General features: G+C 45.2%; 15 protein-coding genes. 6 read left to right on the top strand and 9 right to left on the bottom strand.

All coding sequences use genetic code 11. The annotated features are described in order from the left end of the window. Window positions 1-63: 63 nt before the first annotated feature. The 5 genes from V7Q33_RS02515 to V7Q33_RS02495 form a co-directional block, all read right to left on the bottom strand. The gene (locus V7Q33_RS02515) at window positions 64-1851 is read right to left on the bottom strand and encodes a toxin-antitoxin system YwqK family antitoxin (RefSeq protein ID WP_333818797.1); all 1788 of its coding nucleotides are present in this window, start codon (window positions 1849-1851) and stop codon (window positions 64-66) included. Between the two features lie 147 nt (window positions 1852-1998). Further along, on the bottom strand, window positions 1999-2835 hold the full coding sequence (locus V7Q33_RS02510; protein ID WP_331983370.1) for a serine O-acetyltransferase: 837 nt from the start codon (window positions 2833-2835) through the stop codon (window positions 1999-2001). 86 nt (window positions 2836-2921) lie between these two features. Then, the gene (locus tag V7Q33_RS02505; RefSeq protein WP_331983368.1) at window positions 2922-3482 is read right to left on the bottom strand and encodes an NADPH-dependent FMN reductase; all 561 of its coding nucleotides are present in this window, start codon (window positions 3480-3482) and stop codon (window positions 2922-2924) included. A 59-nt stretch (window positions 3483-3541) separates the two neighbouring features. Beyond that, window positions 3542-3994 carry a 3-oxoacyl-ACP synthase gene (locus V7Q33_RS02500; protein WP_333818796.1) on the bottom strand — a complete coding sequence of 151 codons (453 nt, stop codon included), beginning with the start codon at window positions 3992-3994 and terminating at the stop codon, window positions 3542-3544. Between the two features lie 20 nt (window positions 3995-4014). Beyond that, window positions 4015-4398 (bottom strand): RidA family protein, encoded by a 384-nt coding sequence (locus V7Q33_RS02495; protein ID WP_333818795.1) that lies wholly within the window; start codon window positions 4396-4398, stop codon window positions 4015-4017. 26 nt (window positions 4399-4424) lie between these two features. On the opposite strand from V7Q33_RS02495, the gene moeB reads away from it, so the two are divergent. Beyond that, the gene (gene moeB, locus V7Q33_RS02490; RefSeq protein WP_333818794.1) at window positions 4425-5582 is read left to right on the top strand and encodes a molybdopterin-synthase adenylyltransferase MoeB; all 1158 of its coding nucleotides are present in this window, start codon (window positions 4425-4427) and stop codon (window positions 5580-5582) included. A 71-nt stretch (window positions 5583-5653) separates the two neighbouring features. Here moeB and V7Q33_RS02485 read toward each other — a convergent pair whose 3' ends face one another. After that, window positions 5654-6445, bottom strand: coding sequence for a SprB repeat-containing protein (locus V7Q33_RS02485; protein WP_333818793.1), 792 nt, complete (start codon window positions 6443-6445; stop codon window positions 5654-5656). An 89-nt stretch (window positions 6446-6534) separates the two neighbouring features. Continuing rightward, window positions 6535-8073, bottom strand: a complete 1539-nt coding sequence (gene dnaB / locus V7Q33_RS02480; protein WP_333818792.1) for a replicative DNA helicase — start codon at window positions 8071-8073, stop codon at window positions 6535-6537. A gap of 242 nt (window positions 8074-8315) precedes the next feature. Here dnaB and V7Q33_RS02475 point away from each other — a divergent pair, with 242 nt between their 5' ends. Both V7Q33_RS02475 and V7Q33_RS02470 read left to right on the top strand, forming a co-directional pair. Continuing rightward, a complete protein-coding gene (locus V7Q33_RS02475) occupies window positions 8316-9689 on the top strand; it encodes a UDP-N-acetylmuramate--L-alanine ligase (protein WP_331978598.1) in 1374 nt (457 codons plus the stop codon). A gap of 63 nt (window positions 9690-9752) precedes the next feature. Beyond that, window positions 9753-10556 (top strand): 3'-5' exonuclease, encoded by an 804-nt coding sequence (locus V7Q33_RS02470; protein ID WP_333818791.1) that lies wholly within the window; start codon window positions 9753-9755, stop codon window positions 10554-10556. Here V7Q33_RS02470 and V7Q33_RS02465 read toward each other — a convergent pair whose 3' ends face one another. Together V7Q33_RS02465 and V7Q33_RS02460 are read right to left on the bottom strand one after the other, a co-directional pair. Beyond that, window positions 10557-11195 (bottom strand): DUF1684 domain-containing protein, encoded by a 639-nt coding sequence (locus V7Q33_RS02465; RefSeq protein ID WP_331978595.1) that lies wholly within the window; start codon window positions 11193-11195, stop codon window positions 10557-10559. Between the two features lie 5 nt (window positions 11196-11200). Continuing rightward, complete coding sequence (locus V7Q33_RS02460; protein WP_331978593.1) at window positions 11201-12001, bottom strand: M48 family metallopeptidase; 801 nt, start codon at window positions 11999-12001, stop codon at window positions 11201-11203. A gap of 204 nt (window positions 12002-12205) precedes the next feature. Between V7Q33_RS02460 and V7Q33_RS02455 the strand changes: the two genes are divergently transcribed. The 3 genes from V7Q33_RS02455 to bcp are packed head-to-tail and all read left to right on the top strand — an operon-like array spanning window position 12206 to window position 15238. Next, window positions 12206-12820, top strand: coding sequence for a fumarylacetoacetate hydrolase family protein (locus V7Q33_RS02455; protein WP_331978591.1), 615 nt, complete (start codon window positions 12206-12208; stop codon window positions 12818-12820). Beyond that, complete coding sequence (locus V7Q33_RS02450; protein WP_333818790.1) at window positions 12789-14747, top strand: M23 family metallopeptidase; 1959 nt, start codon at window positions 12789-12791, stop codon at window positions 14745-14747. Before V7Q33_RS02455 ends, V7Q33_RS02450 begins: the two co-directional genes overlap by 32 nt. Before the next feature lie 2 nt (window positions 14748-14749). Beyond that, entirely contained in the window at window positions 14750-15238 is a 489-nt protein-coding gene (gene bcp / locus V7Q33_RS02445) for a thioredoxin-dependent thiol peroxidase (RefSeq protein WP_333818789.1), read from the top strand. Window positions 15239-15424: the final 186 nt, after the last annotated feature.

Raw genomic sequence — 15424 nt, 5'->3', positions numbered from 1 at the left:
GTGAAAGGATAAGTTTAGGTTCAGCGTTTTGAAGTTTCAGGTTCAAGGTTTCAGGTTCAACGTTTACCGGAAGGAAAATACGTTGCCAAAATTGAGGCCGAAGTGGAATGATGTTGAGAACTTGGATTGATTGAGGTCGGAGAAGTAGCTCGCATAGGTGGGATCTACATCGAAATTGCGATAGCCTATATCCAGCGATGCAAAGGTATCGATGGTGAATCCTCCACTATTGTTTTTTCGCATGACGCGATAGCCCAGCAAGGGGCCCCACTCGATGCGCTGCTCAATGGAGTTAAAAGTAAATACATTGTCAGGGTTCTGATTGATGGCCTGGTTTACAAAGTGGCCGAGGTTGGTAAACCTGATCTCATGACCAAAATACCACATACCCGCTTTCAACGGATTATAAAATTTTTGCTTGATGCTGATACTATACCCGCGCTGAAATTGTTTGCCGGGCGCTATGCTGAGATCGGCACGGAAAAACGGATCGCGTACACCCACAAATTCAAATTCGTGCCCAAGTCGCTCCTGTAAATAGAATTCTACCCCCAGCGGTAGTCTTCCTACTGCCATCCATATCGGGTTGGTGCTCATGATCACACCGTGATATTCATTTCCCTTCTCACGGAAATATATGAAGCCCCGCTGCTGTACCTTTGTTTTGTGTGTGCTTTTGGTGGCGAGCTGTACAATCTCTTTTCCAAGTTTCTTGTCGTCATAGAACGGGCGATAGTAGCCGGAGAGTCTTCCATCGGTTTCGTATATCTCCCAGGTGCCGGTTTTCAGATCGCCATCATACGAGCCTTTCGTCTGCAGTGTTCCATTGGGATAATAGCCGCGATAGGTGCCTTTATCATTTACATATTCGCATTCGCCTTCTTTTTTGCCATCTTCATAGTAAAACATCCAGGTGCCCTGGCGTTTACTGTCTTTCATCATGCCTTTGGTTTTCAGCTTACCGCTGGGATAGTATTCGCGAAACTCACCGGAGCCTTGCACAAAGGTCACTTCACTTTTTACCGAGCCATTTGGGTTTAATGTTTTCCAGTAGCCATTCTTCTTGCCTTCTACATATTCACCAGTCGCGCGAATGGAACCATCTTCAAAATAGTAATCCCATTTGCCTACGGGAACATCATTTACATATTTACCTTTGGATGAAATTTTACCCGATGGAAAGTACGTTACCCATTCACCATTCTTCTTGCCTCCTTCATAATCACCTTCACTTTCAATGGTACCATCTTCTATCATGAAACGCCAGTGACCCGTATTCTTGCTGCCCATGCGAGGACCTTCTCCCAATATCTTTCCCGAATGGAAATACTCGGTATACCTGCCGAAGTCGTCTGTGTAATCGATCTCTCCTTTCAGGGTTCCATCTTCAAAGTAATTTTTCCATAAACCTGAGCGTTTGCCATCTTTATACTCTCCTACTTCTTTTACCTGACCATTCTCATAATATGACTTCCACTCGCCCTGACGATCTTTTCCATAGATAATGCCTTCCATACTTTTCTGGCCACTTTCGTAGTAATACTCCCACATGCCGTAGTTAGCACTTTTGAAAAGTATACCGCGCATTTTGAGCTTGCCGGTTTCGTAGTAGAATTCCCATACACCGGTAGTTTCGTTGTTCTCAAACTGTCCTTTGGATTCGATGTTGCCGTTGAGGTAATATGAAATATACTTGCCGTGGGCAATGTTGCGGATAGTGTCCTTTACCTGGTAAATCTCTTTGATATTCTTTTTCCTGGCGTCATGATAGGTTTGCCGCGTAAAGCCCTGGCCGGCAAGGTGCAGTATACCCACCGGAAACAGAAAGAACAGGAAGAAGAGTTTTTTCACAAACAGGCGCCAAGTCAAACCTTCCTCAAAGATACATATTTATTGTTTCCCGCAGATTACGCAGGGGAACCGTTATCCGTTACAAGTTATTCGTGCATAGCCTGATAACTATTAACCTGTAACGGATAACGGTAGCAGTGCCTGAAGCTACTCATGCGACCGGAACACCACGAGGTCGGTTTCATTCGTATCGCCGTTGAACATGCGGGCCTGGTAGTATATTTTAGAGAAGGGTGGTACTGTGCGGGTAAGCCATACGTTGCCGCCAATCACACTGTCGTGGCCGATGGTTGTTTCACCGCCAAGAATGGTGGCACCGGCATAGACAATCACATTGTCTTCGAGTGTTGGGTGGCGTTTGCGCGAAGCATCTTCCTTGTTTACGCTCAACGCTCCGAGTGTTACACCCTGGTATATTTTTACATGATTGCCGATCACCGTAGTCTCACCAATCACCACACCGGTTCCGTGGTCGATACAAAAATTTCTGCCGATGGTTGCTGCCGGATGTATATCAATGCCGGTTTTGCTGTGCGCATGCTCGGTGATGATACGTGGTATCTCTTTGATGCCTTGCATTAACAATTGATGCGCCAGGCGATAGGCTGCAATGGCATAGAAACCGGGATAGGTACGAATCACCTCACTCTTGCTTTTAGCAGCCGGGTCACCCTCATACATCGCCGTAACGTCTTCTTCAATCATGGTATAGATTGCCGGCAGTGCTTCAAAAAAATCACTTGCCTGTTTGGAAGCGTTGCTGCTGCCCGCACCGCCGTTGTTGCGCAGAAGTTTTTCCAGATCGCGTTGAAGCTTGTGCATCAAGCCGGTAAACTCTTCCTCAGTTAAATGCGCCAGTTGCGTGAAGTCTGCAAAGAGTGCTCCCAACAGTTCAACAAAAAAGTGCGATACATCTGCCGGTGCGGGGCAGGTAGGACATACCTGGTGTGACTGGTACAGCTTCTGCAGAAATGATTTATCCATACGTGGTGGTGGTAAGTGGGCGGTATTCCGCTGCCCTTATAACGCGTTTTAGAAAATTTAGATTTCCGCATCGCGCAACTGCGCTGTTAAGATGCCATTCTTTTTTTAGCCTCTATGCACCAGAGCAGTTCACTTATAAAATTACGGGCACGCTTGTCAAGCGCTTCTTTGTCTTTGGGATGACCTTGTTCGTCCAGCAGCTCTGCCACTTTAGGCATCGGGCACATAGCCGGTACGGTCCACGCGCGAATCTTCCATAACGTAAATTGCAGCGAAGTGATCACTTGCGTTCCGCCAAAGCTTCCATCCGATACGGTTGATATAGCAATAGGCTTACGATACCAGTCCTTGTATAACAGATCAGTAACATTCTTGATGCTTGCCGGATAGCCTCCGTTGTATTCCGGTGTAACGATAATCACACCATCTGACTTTCTGATTTTATCGGCAAACTCCAGTGTTTCAGGCAATGGATTTTGCTGATGCTCCAATCGCTCATTGAAGAGTGGAAATTGATATTCGTTGAGATCGAGAATCTCAACATCAGCCAGGTTATTTTCCTTCAGGTAATTCTGAAAATATAGCGCTACGCGATGGCTCTGGCGCCCCGTACGAACACTGGCTGATATAATGGAAATATGTGGCATAGTTTATTCCAAATGGTTAGCAAAAACAAAGAAGTTAAATTTTGAGATTAAAAGAAAGTCTATTCGATCCGTTGCACAGTATACGATCGGTTGTTGAACGTAAAAGAATCCTTTACTTTCAATCCCAGCAACTTTGCCCCTATAGGTGATGCCGGTGAGATTGCATAGAAAGATTCATCGCCCAGCTTGAGCAGGCCTGCGCTGATGGAAATATAAAAGTTACCCTGATTGGTTGTTACCAGACAGCCGGTTTGAACGGTATCTGTCTGCACAACGGTTTCAATCTGACTGATCGTCTGTTTCAGTTTTATAGTTTCTTCGAGTTGCATGCTATATTTCTCCATTTCCAATTGCATCATGGAGCGGCCCGTTTCATATTTATCACCTGCACTGCTTTTGGTTTCTTCATTGGCAGATATTTGTAAGGATTCAATGGCTTTCTGTGCAGCAACAATACGTTCATCACAGTAAGCATGGCATAGTTTGTACAATTTTACTTTACGTTCACTCATACAATAAATACAGGCTTTACTTATCCTTTAATGGCTGTTACTTCAATTTCGATTAAATAGTCGGGATCAATCAATGCGCTGATCTCGATCATGGATGTAGCCGGTTTAATATTGGCAAAGAACTCACCATGCGCCTTGCCGATGGCTTCCCACTGCGAGATATCAGTAACAAACATGCGCGTGCGTACTACATCCTGCAGACTGAAACCGGCTTGCTGCAAAACTTTATCGATCTTGTTGAGAATGAAACGTGTCTGTTCATAAAAATCTCCTTTGCCTACTACACCGTTCTCATCCGTAGCTACTGTTCCGGATATTTCCAGGTGATTGCCGACTTGCACTGCACGCGAGTAGCCAACAATGTCTTCCCATTTGGCACTAGAAGAATAAATTTTTCGTTGCATGATGTGGAGTTGTATTTTTGAAATAGATGAGCAAGTTAACGAACGAAGAGTATAAACGGTATAGTCGCCACCTTGTGTTGCAGGAATTTGGGTTGGAGAATCAATTGAAACTTAAAAACGCAAGCGTACTGGTGGTGGGAGCCGGCGGACTTGGAGCTCCTGCCCTGCTCTATCTTGCTGCTGCCGGTGTCGGCACGATTGGTATTATCGATGCCGATACAATCGATCTCTCCAATCTTCAACGACAAGTACTCTACACCGAAGGCGATGTTGGCAAACCCAAAGCACATACCGCTGCCGAACGACTACGGGCACTCAACTCATCGATACAACTCATAGCCTATGCAACGACACTCACATCTGCGAATGCGCTGGATATAGTAAAGGATTATGATGTAGTGCTGGATGGCACTGATAATTTTCCCACACGCTATCTCATTAACGATGCGTGTGTTCTGCTCAACAAGCCTTTTGTATATGCATCCATCCTGCGGTTCGAAGGGCAGATTGCTGTCTTTAACTATAAAAAGCGCGATGGAAATTTCAGCACGAATTACCGCGACCTTTTTCCAACACCTCCCGATCCTGCCAGTACTCCGAATTGTGAACAGGCCGGAGTGCTCGGTGTGTTGCCTGGCATGATCGGATCCATGCAGGCAAACGAGGTGATCAAAATCATTACAGGCATAGGCGAACTATTGGTTGACCGGCTGTTGTTGCTGGATAGCAGCACGCTGGAGCAGCATATCGTTACACTACCCAACCGCCAGGCGCGTGCTACGATAAAACATTTGGTGGATTATGATGAATTTTGTGGTTTAAATGGCAGGAAAAATAAATCTTTGAAGCTTAATCACGAGAATACAATGAAAGAAGTAACAGTACAGGAGTTGAAAGAATTGATCGACTCTCAGGCAGATTTTCAATTGATCGATGTACGCGAGCCACATGAATTTGATATCTGTAACCTGGATGGTGAACTGATACCGCAGGCCGAGATACCGCATAGCATTGACAGAATATCAAAAGATAAAAAAGTAGTGGTGCATTGCCGCAGCGGTGCCCGCAGTGGCAACATGGTGCAATGGCTGGAGAAAAACCACGGTTTTACAAATCTTTACAATTTGAAGGGCGGCATTTTAGCGTGGGCACGCGAAATCGATCCTTCCATGCCTACATATTAGCCGTTATCGGTTACAGGGTTAATTGTTGCAATACTCTTTACCAATAACGAATAACGACTAGCAGCTCACCGCTAGTTCTCAAGCGCTCCATCATCCACCCAGCAGGCAATCAGATCGATCTGATATTGTTCCAGGCTTCCATTGAAGGGCATGCTTCGATCTTGCGTGTACAGTTTAATGCGGCTGGCCAGCGATTTTGCTTTGTCATAATTACGAAGATCGGCACGCGATATACCGTTGTGGCAGCCGGTAATGGCGCACGATGCCGACATGATGGGACGTATATCATTCGTCCAGCTTACATTTGTGGTACCGCGCGGTATGGTTATGTTCAGGGCGATGGTGCATCCATTGATATCTTTTACTTCTGCGATGTGCTTGCCATTGGACAGACCGGTAAATACATTGTTGCTGGCAAATGCACTGCCATCCATGCTATAGGTATAGGGCGGATTGCCATCGGCTACTGTAATAGTAGCCGACCCGTTGTTGGCAAGACAGAGATTATCCTCTGCAACATCCAGGGTGAATGACAAATCATTGGCACTAATCATCACATTGTTTACGGCCATATTGCAGCCGTTGGCATCGGTCACCTGTATACTATATATACCGGCTTTCAGGCTTGTAAATGCAGACGATACCTGCTCAACACTATTCAACCAGAAAGTATAAGGCTGCTTTCCTCCTGCCGCGGTAACATGTATGCTTCCATCGGCAGAACTGCAACTGGTGGCCGGTGTAACAGAATTTACTTCCAGTGTTAAGCCCGCTACACTGCAGTCGACTGCTCTGTTCAGATCATGATTAACACAGGCGCCCGTGTAAAAACCAAGCACACAAAAAAGTAAAACGTTTCTCATACAGGAATTATAGTATCCGGTCAGTAGCCTGAAACAAAAATAAAGGATTAACCTGTAAGCCTGGTAAAATGTAGTGTTATGCCTGCCTGCTAAAAAGGTGTTTCATCGTCACCGGCAGGTGGTGGCGGAGGAAGCTGTGGCGCATCATCGGAGTTGAACGAATTGAGGCGACTCTCGCGTGTAACCATTCCCGAGAACGGATTGTCGTATGAGCCCGGGCCATCGAGGTCTCCGAACTTGGTATATTTACCAATAAATTTAAGTTTCACGTTAGCCGTAGAACCGTTACGGTGCTTGGCGATAATTACTTCACCGGTTCCCTGTGTCGGCATACCATCCTCATCCACTGTAATTTTATAGTATTCCGGACGATATAAGAACATTACGATATCGGCATCCTGTTCGATAGATCCCGATTCACGCAAGTCAGAAAGCTGCGGGCGTTTATCTCCTCCACGCGTTTCCACACTACGACTCAACTGCGACAGGGCCAGCACGGGCACGTTCAATTCTTTTGCTATACCTTTCAGTGCACGCGAGATAGACGCGATCTCCTGTTCACGGTTACCGCCCTGGTCACCCTTCATCAATTGCAGGTAGTCGATCACCACGATCTGTATACCGTGCTCCGCTTTCAGCCTGCGGCATTTTGCACGAAGCTCCAGGATAGATATAGCGGGTGTATCGTCTATAAATATAGGAGCGTTGGTAAGCTTGGTGGTTTTGTGTACGAGCTGTTTCCACTCGTGATCTGCCAGGTTTCCTTTCTTGATCTTTTCACTTTCAAGTTCGGCTTCAGCTGAGATCATACGATTCACCAACTGGATCGAAGCCATCTCCAACGAAAAGATCGCTACCGGAATTTTGAAATCAACAGCAGCGTTACGCAGAGCCGAAACCACGAATGCTGTTTTACCCATACCAGGACGTGCCGCGATAATGACCAGGTCAGAACGTTGCCATCCGGACGTTACACGGTCGAGCTCGGTGAAACCACTCGGCACACCGGTGAGGCCATCCTTATGTTCCTTCAACACCTGCAATTCCTGTATGGCTCGGGCCATCAGGTTGCGCATGTTGTCGTAGTTCTTTTTCAAGTTCGATTCTGAAATTTCGAAAACAGCCTGTTCGGTTTTATCAAGCAGTTGAAATACATCGGTGGTATCTTCATACGCATCGTGCTGTATCTCAGAAGCAACCTGGATAAGCTCGCGCTTGATTGCCATCTCTACAATAACACGGGCGTGGTACTCTACGTTGGCTGCGGAGCTCACTTTAGATGTAAGCTCAGCAATATAATAGGTGCCGTTACCTTCAATGAGTTCGAGCTTACCGTTCTTGCGCAACTGGTGCACCACGGTACGCATATCTACCGGCTCTGATGATTTGAAGAGCTGAATGATGGCACTATAAATTTCTTTATGTGCATCTTTATAGAAGTGCTCAGGCTGTAAAAATTCAACGACTGCGTTAAGCGCATTTTTCTCGAGCATGAGTGCACCGAGTACGGCTTCTTCCAGATCAAGTGCCTGAGGTGGCAACTTGCCAAGACCTTCCGAAATTTCTCGCGGAAGTAATTTACTTGTTTTGCTGCCTAACCTCAGAGACGTTGATCTTCCTTGCTCCATACAGTGGTTGTTGTACGTGTTTTTTTATTAAGGGCGACAAACGTACAACCCATACCCTTTACGATCTACACAACTTATAAACAAAATACCAACAAAATAATTGTGTACAAGTTCACAGATGAAAGTAAGTCGATAACTGTGATTTACGATTCGCTAAAAATTTCCGACAATTGTCGAGTCTTGGCGGCAGGCTTTTAAAGAACAAACATTTTCCTTTATTTTAAAACCCGAATTGAGTTTAGATGCATACCCAAAAGCAGAGGATACATTTTATAGCGATCGGTGGCAGCGTTATGCATAACCTCGCCATTGCGTTAAAAGAAGCTGGTCATGACGTTAGCGGATCTGATGATGAGATCTTCGAACCTTCACGTTCTACTTTAAGTAAATATGGTTTACTTCCTGAAAAAGACGGTTGGTCTCCTGATTCAATTACTCCATCCATTGATGTAGTCATACTGGGCATGCATGCCCGCAAAGACAATCCGGAATTATTGAAAGCACAACAGCTTGGACTAAAGATCGTTTCCTTTCCGGAGTATATTACCGAGCAATCCATTGATAAACAGCGCATCGTGATTGCCGGCAGTCACGGTAAAACCACCACTACTGCTATTATCATTCACGTACTCAATTACTTCAAGCGTAAATTCGATTATGTGATCGGTGCCCGCGTACCGGGTATAGAAAAGACGGTAAAGCTTTCAGATGCTCCCATCATTGTTATAGAAGGCGATGAGTACCTGTGCTCTGCACTTGATCCTACTCCCAAGTTTATAAAGTATAACCATCACATCGGCGTTATTACCGGCATTTCGTGGGATCACGCCAATGTATTCCCTTCCGAAGAAGAGTATGTGCGCCAGTTCGATCTGTTCGCGGACAATACTCCGAAGAGCGGTATACTGATATACTGCGAGCAGGACTCCATGGCGCTGATGATTGGCAAGAAAGAGCGTGCCGATGTAGTGGAAACAACTTACAAAGGTCACTCTCACGCTTCCGACAACAACGGTCATTTCTTTTTAACAAATGGAAAGGAACGCACCCCGATCAAGATCTTCGGAAGCCATAACTTTCAGAATATCAGCGCAGCGAAAGAAGTATTGAAGAAGATCGGTATAACACAGGAGCAATTCTTTGAAGCCATCTCCAGCTTTGAAGGAGCCGCCGGTCGTCTCGAGAAAGTATTCGACAACACTTCGGCTACAGTATACAAGGATTTTGCACATGCACCTTCCAAAGTAAAAGCTACGGTGAAGGCCATGAAGGAAATATACCCTTCGCGCGACCTGGTAGCATGCCTTGAACTGCACACCTATAGTAGCCTGAATAAAAAGTTTTTACCTCAATATAAAGACAGCCTGAAAGCAGCCCAGGTACAGGTGGTATACTATAATCCTGACAAGGTAAAAGACAAAAACCTGGAACCGCTGTCGGAAGCCGATATACGTTCATCGTTCGCTTCCAATGCGATCAAGGTGTTTGTTGATCCGGGCGAGCTGCAGCAATTCCTGGAACAGCAAACGTGGAAGAACAAGAATCTGCTGATGATGAGCTCCGGTAATTTTGGAGGCATCAACATTCCGGCACTGGCGGAAAAAATATTATCCTGATACCAAACTACAACCTGCTTTCCTGAACAGGCTCTTCCCTTTCCTGTTGGGAACACTTCTACCATGAAACTGAATCTACGCAATCCCCTCTGTATTTTTGACCTCGAAACAACGGGCACGAACATTACGCAAGACCGCATTCTGGAAATCGCGGTTGTCAAGATGATGCCGAACGGCGAAATCCTTCGAAAGGCTAATGTGTTGAATCCAACGATACCCATACCGGCCGAATCTACTGTTTTTCACGGCCTTCGCGATGAAGATGTAAAAGACAAACCAACATTCAAGGAAGTAGCGAAAGACTATGCACGTTTTATGGAAGGTGCAGATCTGGCGGGTTTCAATGTGATGAAGTTTGATATACCGATGCTGGTAGAAGAGTTTCTCCGTTGCGATGTTGAATTCGACTACAGCCGCAAGAAAATCATCGATGCACAGAAAATTTTTCACCTGATGGAGAAACGCACGCTGGCAGCCGCGTATCGCTTCTATACCCATAAAGAACTGGTAAACTCCCACACTGCTGAGGCTGACACCGAAGCTACGATGGAAGTATTGCTGGCACAGATTGAACGATACGATGGTAAAGATGTGACGGACAGCCTGGAACGCAAGATTGGCGAGATCAGAAACGATGTGGATGTGCTGAGTAAATTAACGTCATCAGACCTGGTAGACCTGGCTGGTCGGATGATTCTGAATGATAAAGGTCAGGAGGTTTTCAACTTTGGCAAGCATAAGAACAAAGTAGTTACTGCGGTGTTCAAGGAAGAACCCAGTTATTACGACTGGATGATGAACGGTGACTTTCCGATGGATACCAAACGGAAACTCACCGAGATTAAACTGCGCTCCTTCCGCAAGTAATCAGTGCAACAACCCTGATTTATATTTTTTCTCTCCTGCTTTGATTTCCACCGGAAGGTGATTAGCCGCCGGTGGTATAGGGCATGAATACCCGGTATTATAGCTGCAGTACGGATTGTAGCATTGATTGAAGTCAACGATCACTTCATCGGTGGTTGGTATATGAAATTCGATATAGCGGCCTACATCATACGTTTCGTGTCCATTGGTTTCATCGGTAAACGGAATAAACAGGTAATCTTCAAATCCCGGGCGCTTCATCAGGTCGGGGCTCTGGTATACTTCCAGTTTATAGTCTTCACCATCGAGCAGAAAATATACATCGCCATATTTCACATAGTCGGGCAAGCGGTCTGTAGTGGTTTTCATTTTGAACAGCACTGGTGTTTCGTTCTTGACGAACGTTGCCTTTACCCTGTATTTCAGATCAGCCGGATAGTAATTTAGTCCTTTGAACTTTTTGCGCTCTTTCTTCTCCAGCGGCGATTTGTTGGCATCGCGAAACTCTGCTTCCTGCTTCTTCCGGTGCTCGGCAATTTCTTTCAGGGCAGTCGCTTCATCCGTCTGCGCACACAGCGTAAAAGAAAAAGCTGACACACCCAGAAGGAGTGTCAGCTTTACAAATTTGGTATAGATCATTTCGTTTAGTTCTTTTTATAGTAGGTCATTGCCTCGGGTATCCAGCCTTGCAGATCTTTGATACGTGTTTCATGCGAAGGGTGGGTTGACAAGAATTCTACAGGCTGCGAACCACCGCTCGATTCAACCATGCGCTCCCAGAATTTAGGCGCTGCATTGGGATCATATCCTGCCATCGCCATAAAAATCAAACCGATATGATCTGCTTCCGACTCGTGCTCACGACTGAACTTGAGCATGCCTACGTTAGTGCCCGCACCGATGGCCTGCATCAACAATTCTTTGCCGGCTGTAGGGTTCGCTCCCATCAATGAGCTTAAGGTGTTAAGACCATATTGAGCGATCATCTGCTGGCTCATACGCTCGCGGCCGTGATTAGCAATAGCGTGTGCTACTTCGTGACCCATTACGACAGCAACACCGGTTTCATCTTTACAAATTGGCATAATGCCGGTATAGAAAGCAACTTTACCTCCGGGCATACACCAGGCGTTTACGGTTTTAGGATCATCGATCAGGTTAAACTCCCACTGGAAACCATCCAGTTCGGCCGATGCATTGTGCTGAGCCATATACTGTTCAACCGCTTTCTGAATACGTAAGCCAACACGCTTCACCATTTGCGTTTGCTCCTGGTTCGTGGAGATGGGCCCCTTCTTTAATACCTCCTGGTATTGCTGGGTTGACATTGGTATAATTTCGGCGTTCGATACGAGACTTAATTGGTTACGGCCTGTAACGGCAACTTTAGCACAGGCATAGATAGTGAAACTAACAATTATTAAAATGACTATTTTCTTCCACATAGGGGTGAATTTATTTTGCGTCAAAAATACAAAACCACGCGACTATTGTTTTATAAATTCGTGCCAAATGTATCCATGAATGGTGAAAAAGCATTTTCAGATGATAATCTGCCCCAACTACCCGATCATCACATTCTTATTTGATACGCTGATTTTTTGCTACATTTTGAAAGCATCATTAACTTAAAATTAATTGTATATACCATGAGAATTTTTGCGATCGGCCGTAACTATGCAGAGCATATCAAAGAATTGAACAACGAGCGGCCGGATGAGCCCGTGATATTTACCAAGCCTGATACTGCGCTGCTCCGTAACAATGCTCCGTTTTATCTCCCCGATTTCTCCAACGATATTCATCATGAAGTTGAACTTGTACTTCGTATCTGTAAAGAAGGAAAGAACATTGAAGAAAGATTCGCCAATAGATACTATGATGCAATCGGTATCGGTATAGATTTTACAGCACGTGATTTACAACAGAAGGCGAAAGAGAAAGGATTGCCCTGGGATATAGCGAAAGGATTCAATGGCTCCGCCCCCATAAGCGATACGTTTTTACCGGTGAGTTCGTTTGCCGATTTGAAGAATATAAACTTCAGCTTGAAAATAGATGGACAACTCAAGCAACAAGGTAACACGAGTCTTATGCTTTTTAATTTTGATTTTATAATTTCGTATCTATCAAAATTTTTTACGCTACGCACAGGTGATTTAATTTTTACAGGCACCCCCAAAGGTGTTGGTCAGGTGAAGGTGGGTAATGTGTTATCGGCTTATATAGAAGATGAAAAATTATTGGAGTTCGAAGTTAAGTAAAGTCATTGCTGTTATTTGTATAACAGCACATCCCTATATTGTATCTGCACAGTTCAGCAAGCAGGACAGTAAGATTGAAAAAGGACAGGCTGAAGAAAAGTATCTCTATCCGATCAATCCCGGGCAGCCAGGCTCGCTGGCAGGCACTATGGGTGAGCTTCGCAGCACGCACTTTCATTCGGGTATCGACATTCGTACCAACAATATGATTGGCTTTCCGGTGCGGGCATCCAAGAGCGGCTACATATCGCGGGCCAGCATGGGTGGCAATGGCTACGGAAATGTGTTATACATTACACATCCCGATGGCAACACAACGCTCTACGCTCACCTGGATCAGTTCAAAGGTCCTGTCGCTGAACGGGTTCTGCAGGAGCAGTATAAATTGAAATCAGGTGAGATCGATCTCTTCTTCGAGAAAGATGTGTTCAGGGTAAAGCAAGGCGATACCATTGCACTTTCCGGTAACTCGGGGGGGTCTACAGGGCCTCACCTCCACTTTGATATTCGTGACTCTAACAATTATGCACTCGATCCTCTCAAAGTAGGAGGCTTCAAAGAAATTGCCGATAATATACCGCCAGCTTCTGAAAAGATAGCGCTGGTAACCCTGGACACTGACTCCCGCATCAACGATCGCTTCGGCCGCTATGAATTCTATAGCAAACAAGCCGGAAGCAATTATGTAATTGCCAATCCTATATTGGTGAATGGCACCATTGGCATCGAGATTCTTGCCAAAGACAAACTTGCTTACAAGAGTCCGTTCTATGGCGGAGTCAACTTCTTTGAAGTGTGGGTAGACAGTGCGCTGGTATTCCGTCAGTCTATCGACAAACTGAATGTTGCCGAAACGCGGTCTATCTATACGCTGATGGATTTCAAAACCATGCGCAGCAAAGGCACCCGTTTCTACAAGCTATATATTGATGATGGCAATGAGTTGAAATTTTACGGAGGCTCCCCTACTTCGGGAAAGATCAAGATCAGTCCCGCGAAAACCTCGACTGTGCAAATACGCATGAAAGACAGCTATAACAACACCAGCACAGTTTCATTCAGGCTCAGATCAAACCCGGTAATACGCGAAGTATCTTCGCTGGAGCCCATGACTACCGATGCTGTACTGTACGACATCACCGACAACACGATGATGATCACCGCGAAAGCTGGCAAAGATCTCGGTGCACGTGCACGGGTATATACCAAAGGCGTATTGGAAGAAATGGACCCAACCTATTCCAACATCAACCGCAAGGTATATTTGTTTGACCTCCGGAAGAGCATTCCGGATTCTGTACAGATCAATAACAAAACGATTCGCCCCCGCATCAAGATTGCTATTCCTTCCGGCACGGAGTATAAATATTATAGTGACATCATGGACATTCAGTTTCCGGTGAATGCCATTTATGATACGCTATACCTCAATACCGACTATACTGTAGACAAGACGACAGGGAATGAAGTATTCACGATTGGTACACGCACTGTGCCGCTGAACAAGAGCATTAGCGTATCCATAAAAACAACCGGGACATATTCTGCCGATGCCAAGTATCATGTATACCGAAGCACAGGAAGATCGTATGCTTTTGTAGGAGGCGAATGGCAGAATGGGAGATTTCAATTCAATACACGTGAGTTTGGAGAGTTTACAATTCTTCGCGACATCGAGCCACCTTCTATCCGTCCTGTATACGTGAATAATCAAACCGTGCGCTTTAAGATACGCGACAATCTTTCTGGCATATCTTCTTTTGAAGCAGCAGTAGATGGCCAGTGGCTGCTAATGCACTACGACAGTAAGACAGCTACGATCTGGTCTGAACGGCTGGATAAAACGACTCCGCTGAAGGGAAATTTAGAGTTGACGGTGACCGATAATGCAGGGAATAAAAGTACCTTCACTCAAAAAATTCTCTAACCATGATGCCGCAACCCGGAAGCAAAGCACCTGACTTTACGGTAAATGATCAGGATGGCAAACCCGTGAAGCTCTCTGATTATAAAGGGAAGAAAGTAGTGTTATACTTCTATCCCAAAGATCTTACAGAAGGTTGCACCGCAGAAGCATGCAACCTGCGCGATAACTACAAGGCCTTGCAGAAGCAAGGATACGAAGTGCTAGGCATCAGTACTGATCCTGAAAAAATGCACCGGAAGTTTATTGAGAAAGAAAAACTACCCTTCCGTTTATTATCAGATACAGATCGAAAGGTTCATGACCTCTACAATACGTGGATAGAGAAGTCGATGTATGGAAGAAAGTTCATGGGCACTGCACGGGTAACATTTCTTATTGACGAAAAAGGCATTATTGAAGAGGTTATAGAAAAGGTAAATACAAAAAATCATACCGCGCAGATTCTGAAACAAGATATAGCACCGGTGAAGAAAGCCGTGAAGAAGAAGTAAATTCGTTAACCGTTATTCGTTACAGGTTAATCGTTATCAGGAAGAGTCTATTGACGATTACCTTATAATGGTATGTGATTTCCGTGAGAAGTGATTTGATCTCCGAAATTCAGAGAAAGTTATTAGTTACCCGTTATCAGTAAAAGCGTATTAGCGGTTTACCGTAACGATCTGTGTAATTCTGTG

The sequence above is a fragment of the Ohtaekwangia sp. genome (assembly GCF_036786105.1).
GTDB lineage: Bacteria > Bacteroidota > Bacteroidia > Cytophagales > Cyclobacteriaceae > Ohtaekwangia.
Note: the sequence above shows the minus strand (reverse complement) of the source record. Positions and strands in the feature narration are given on the sequence as shown.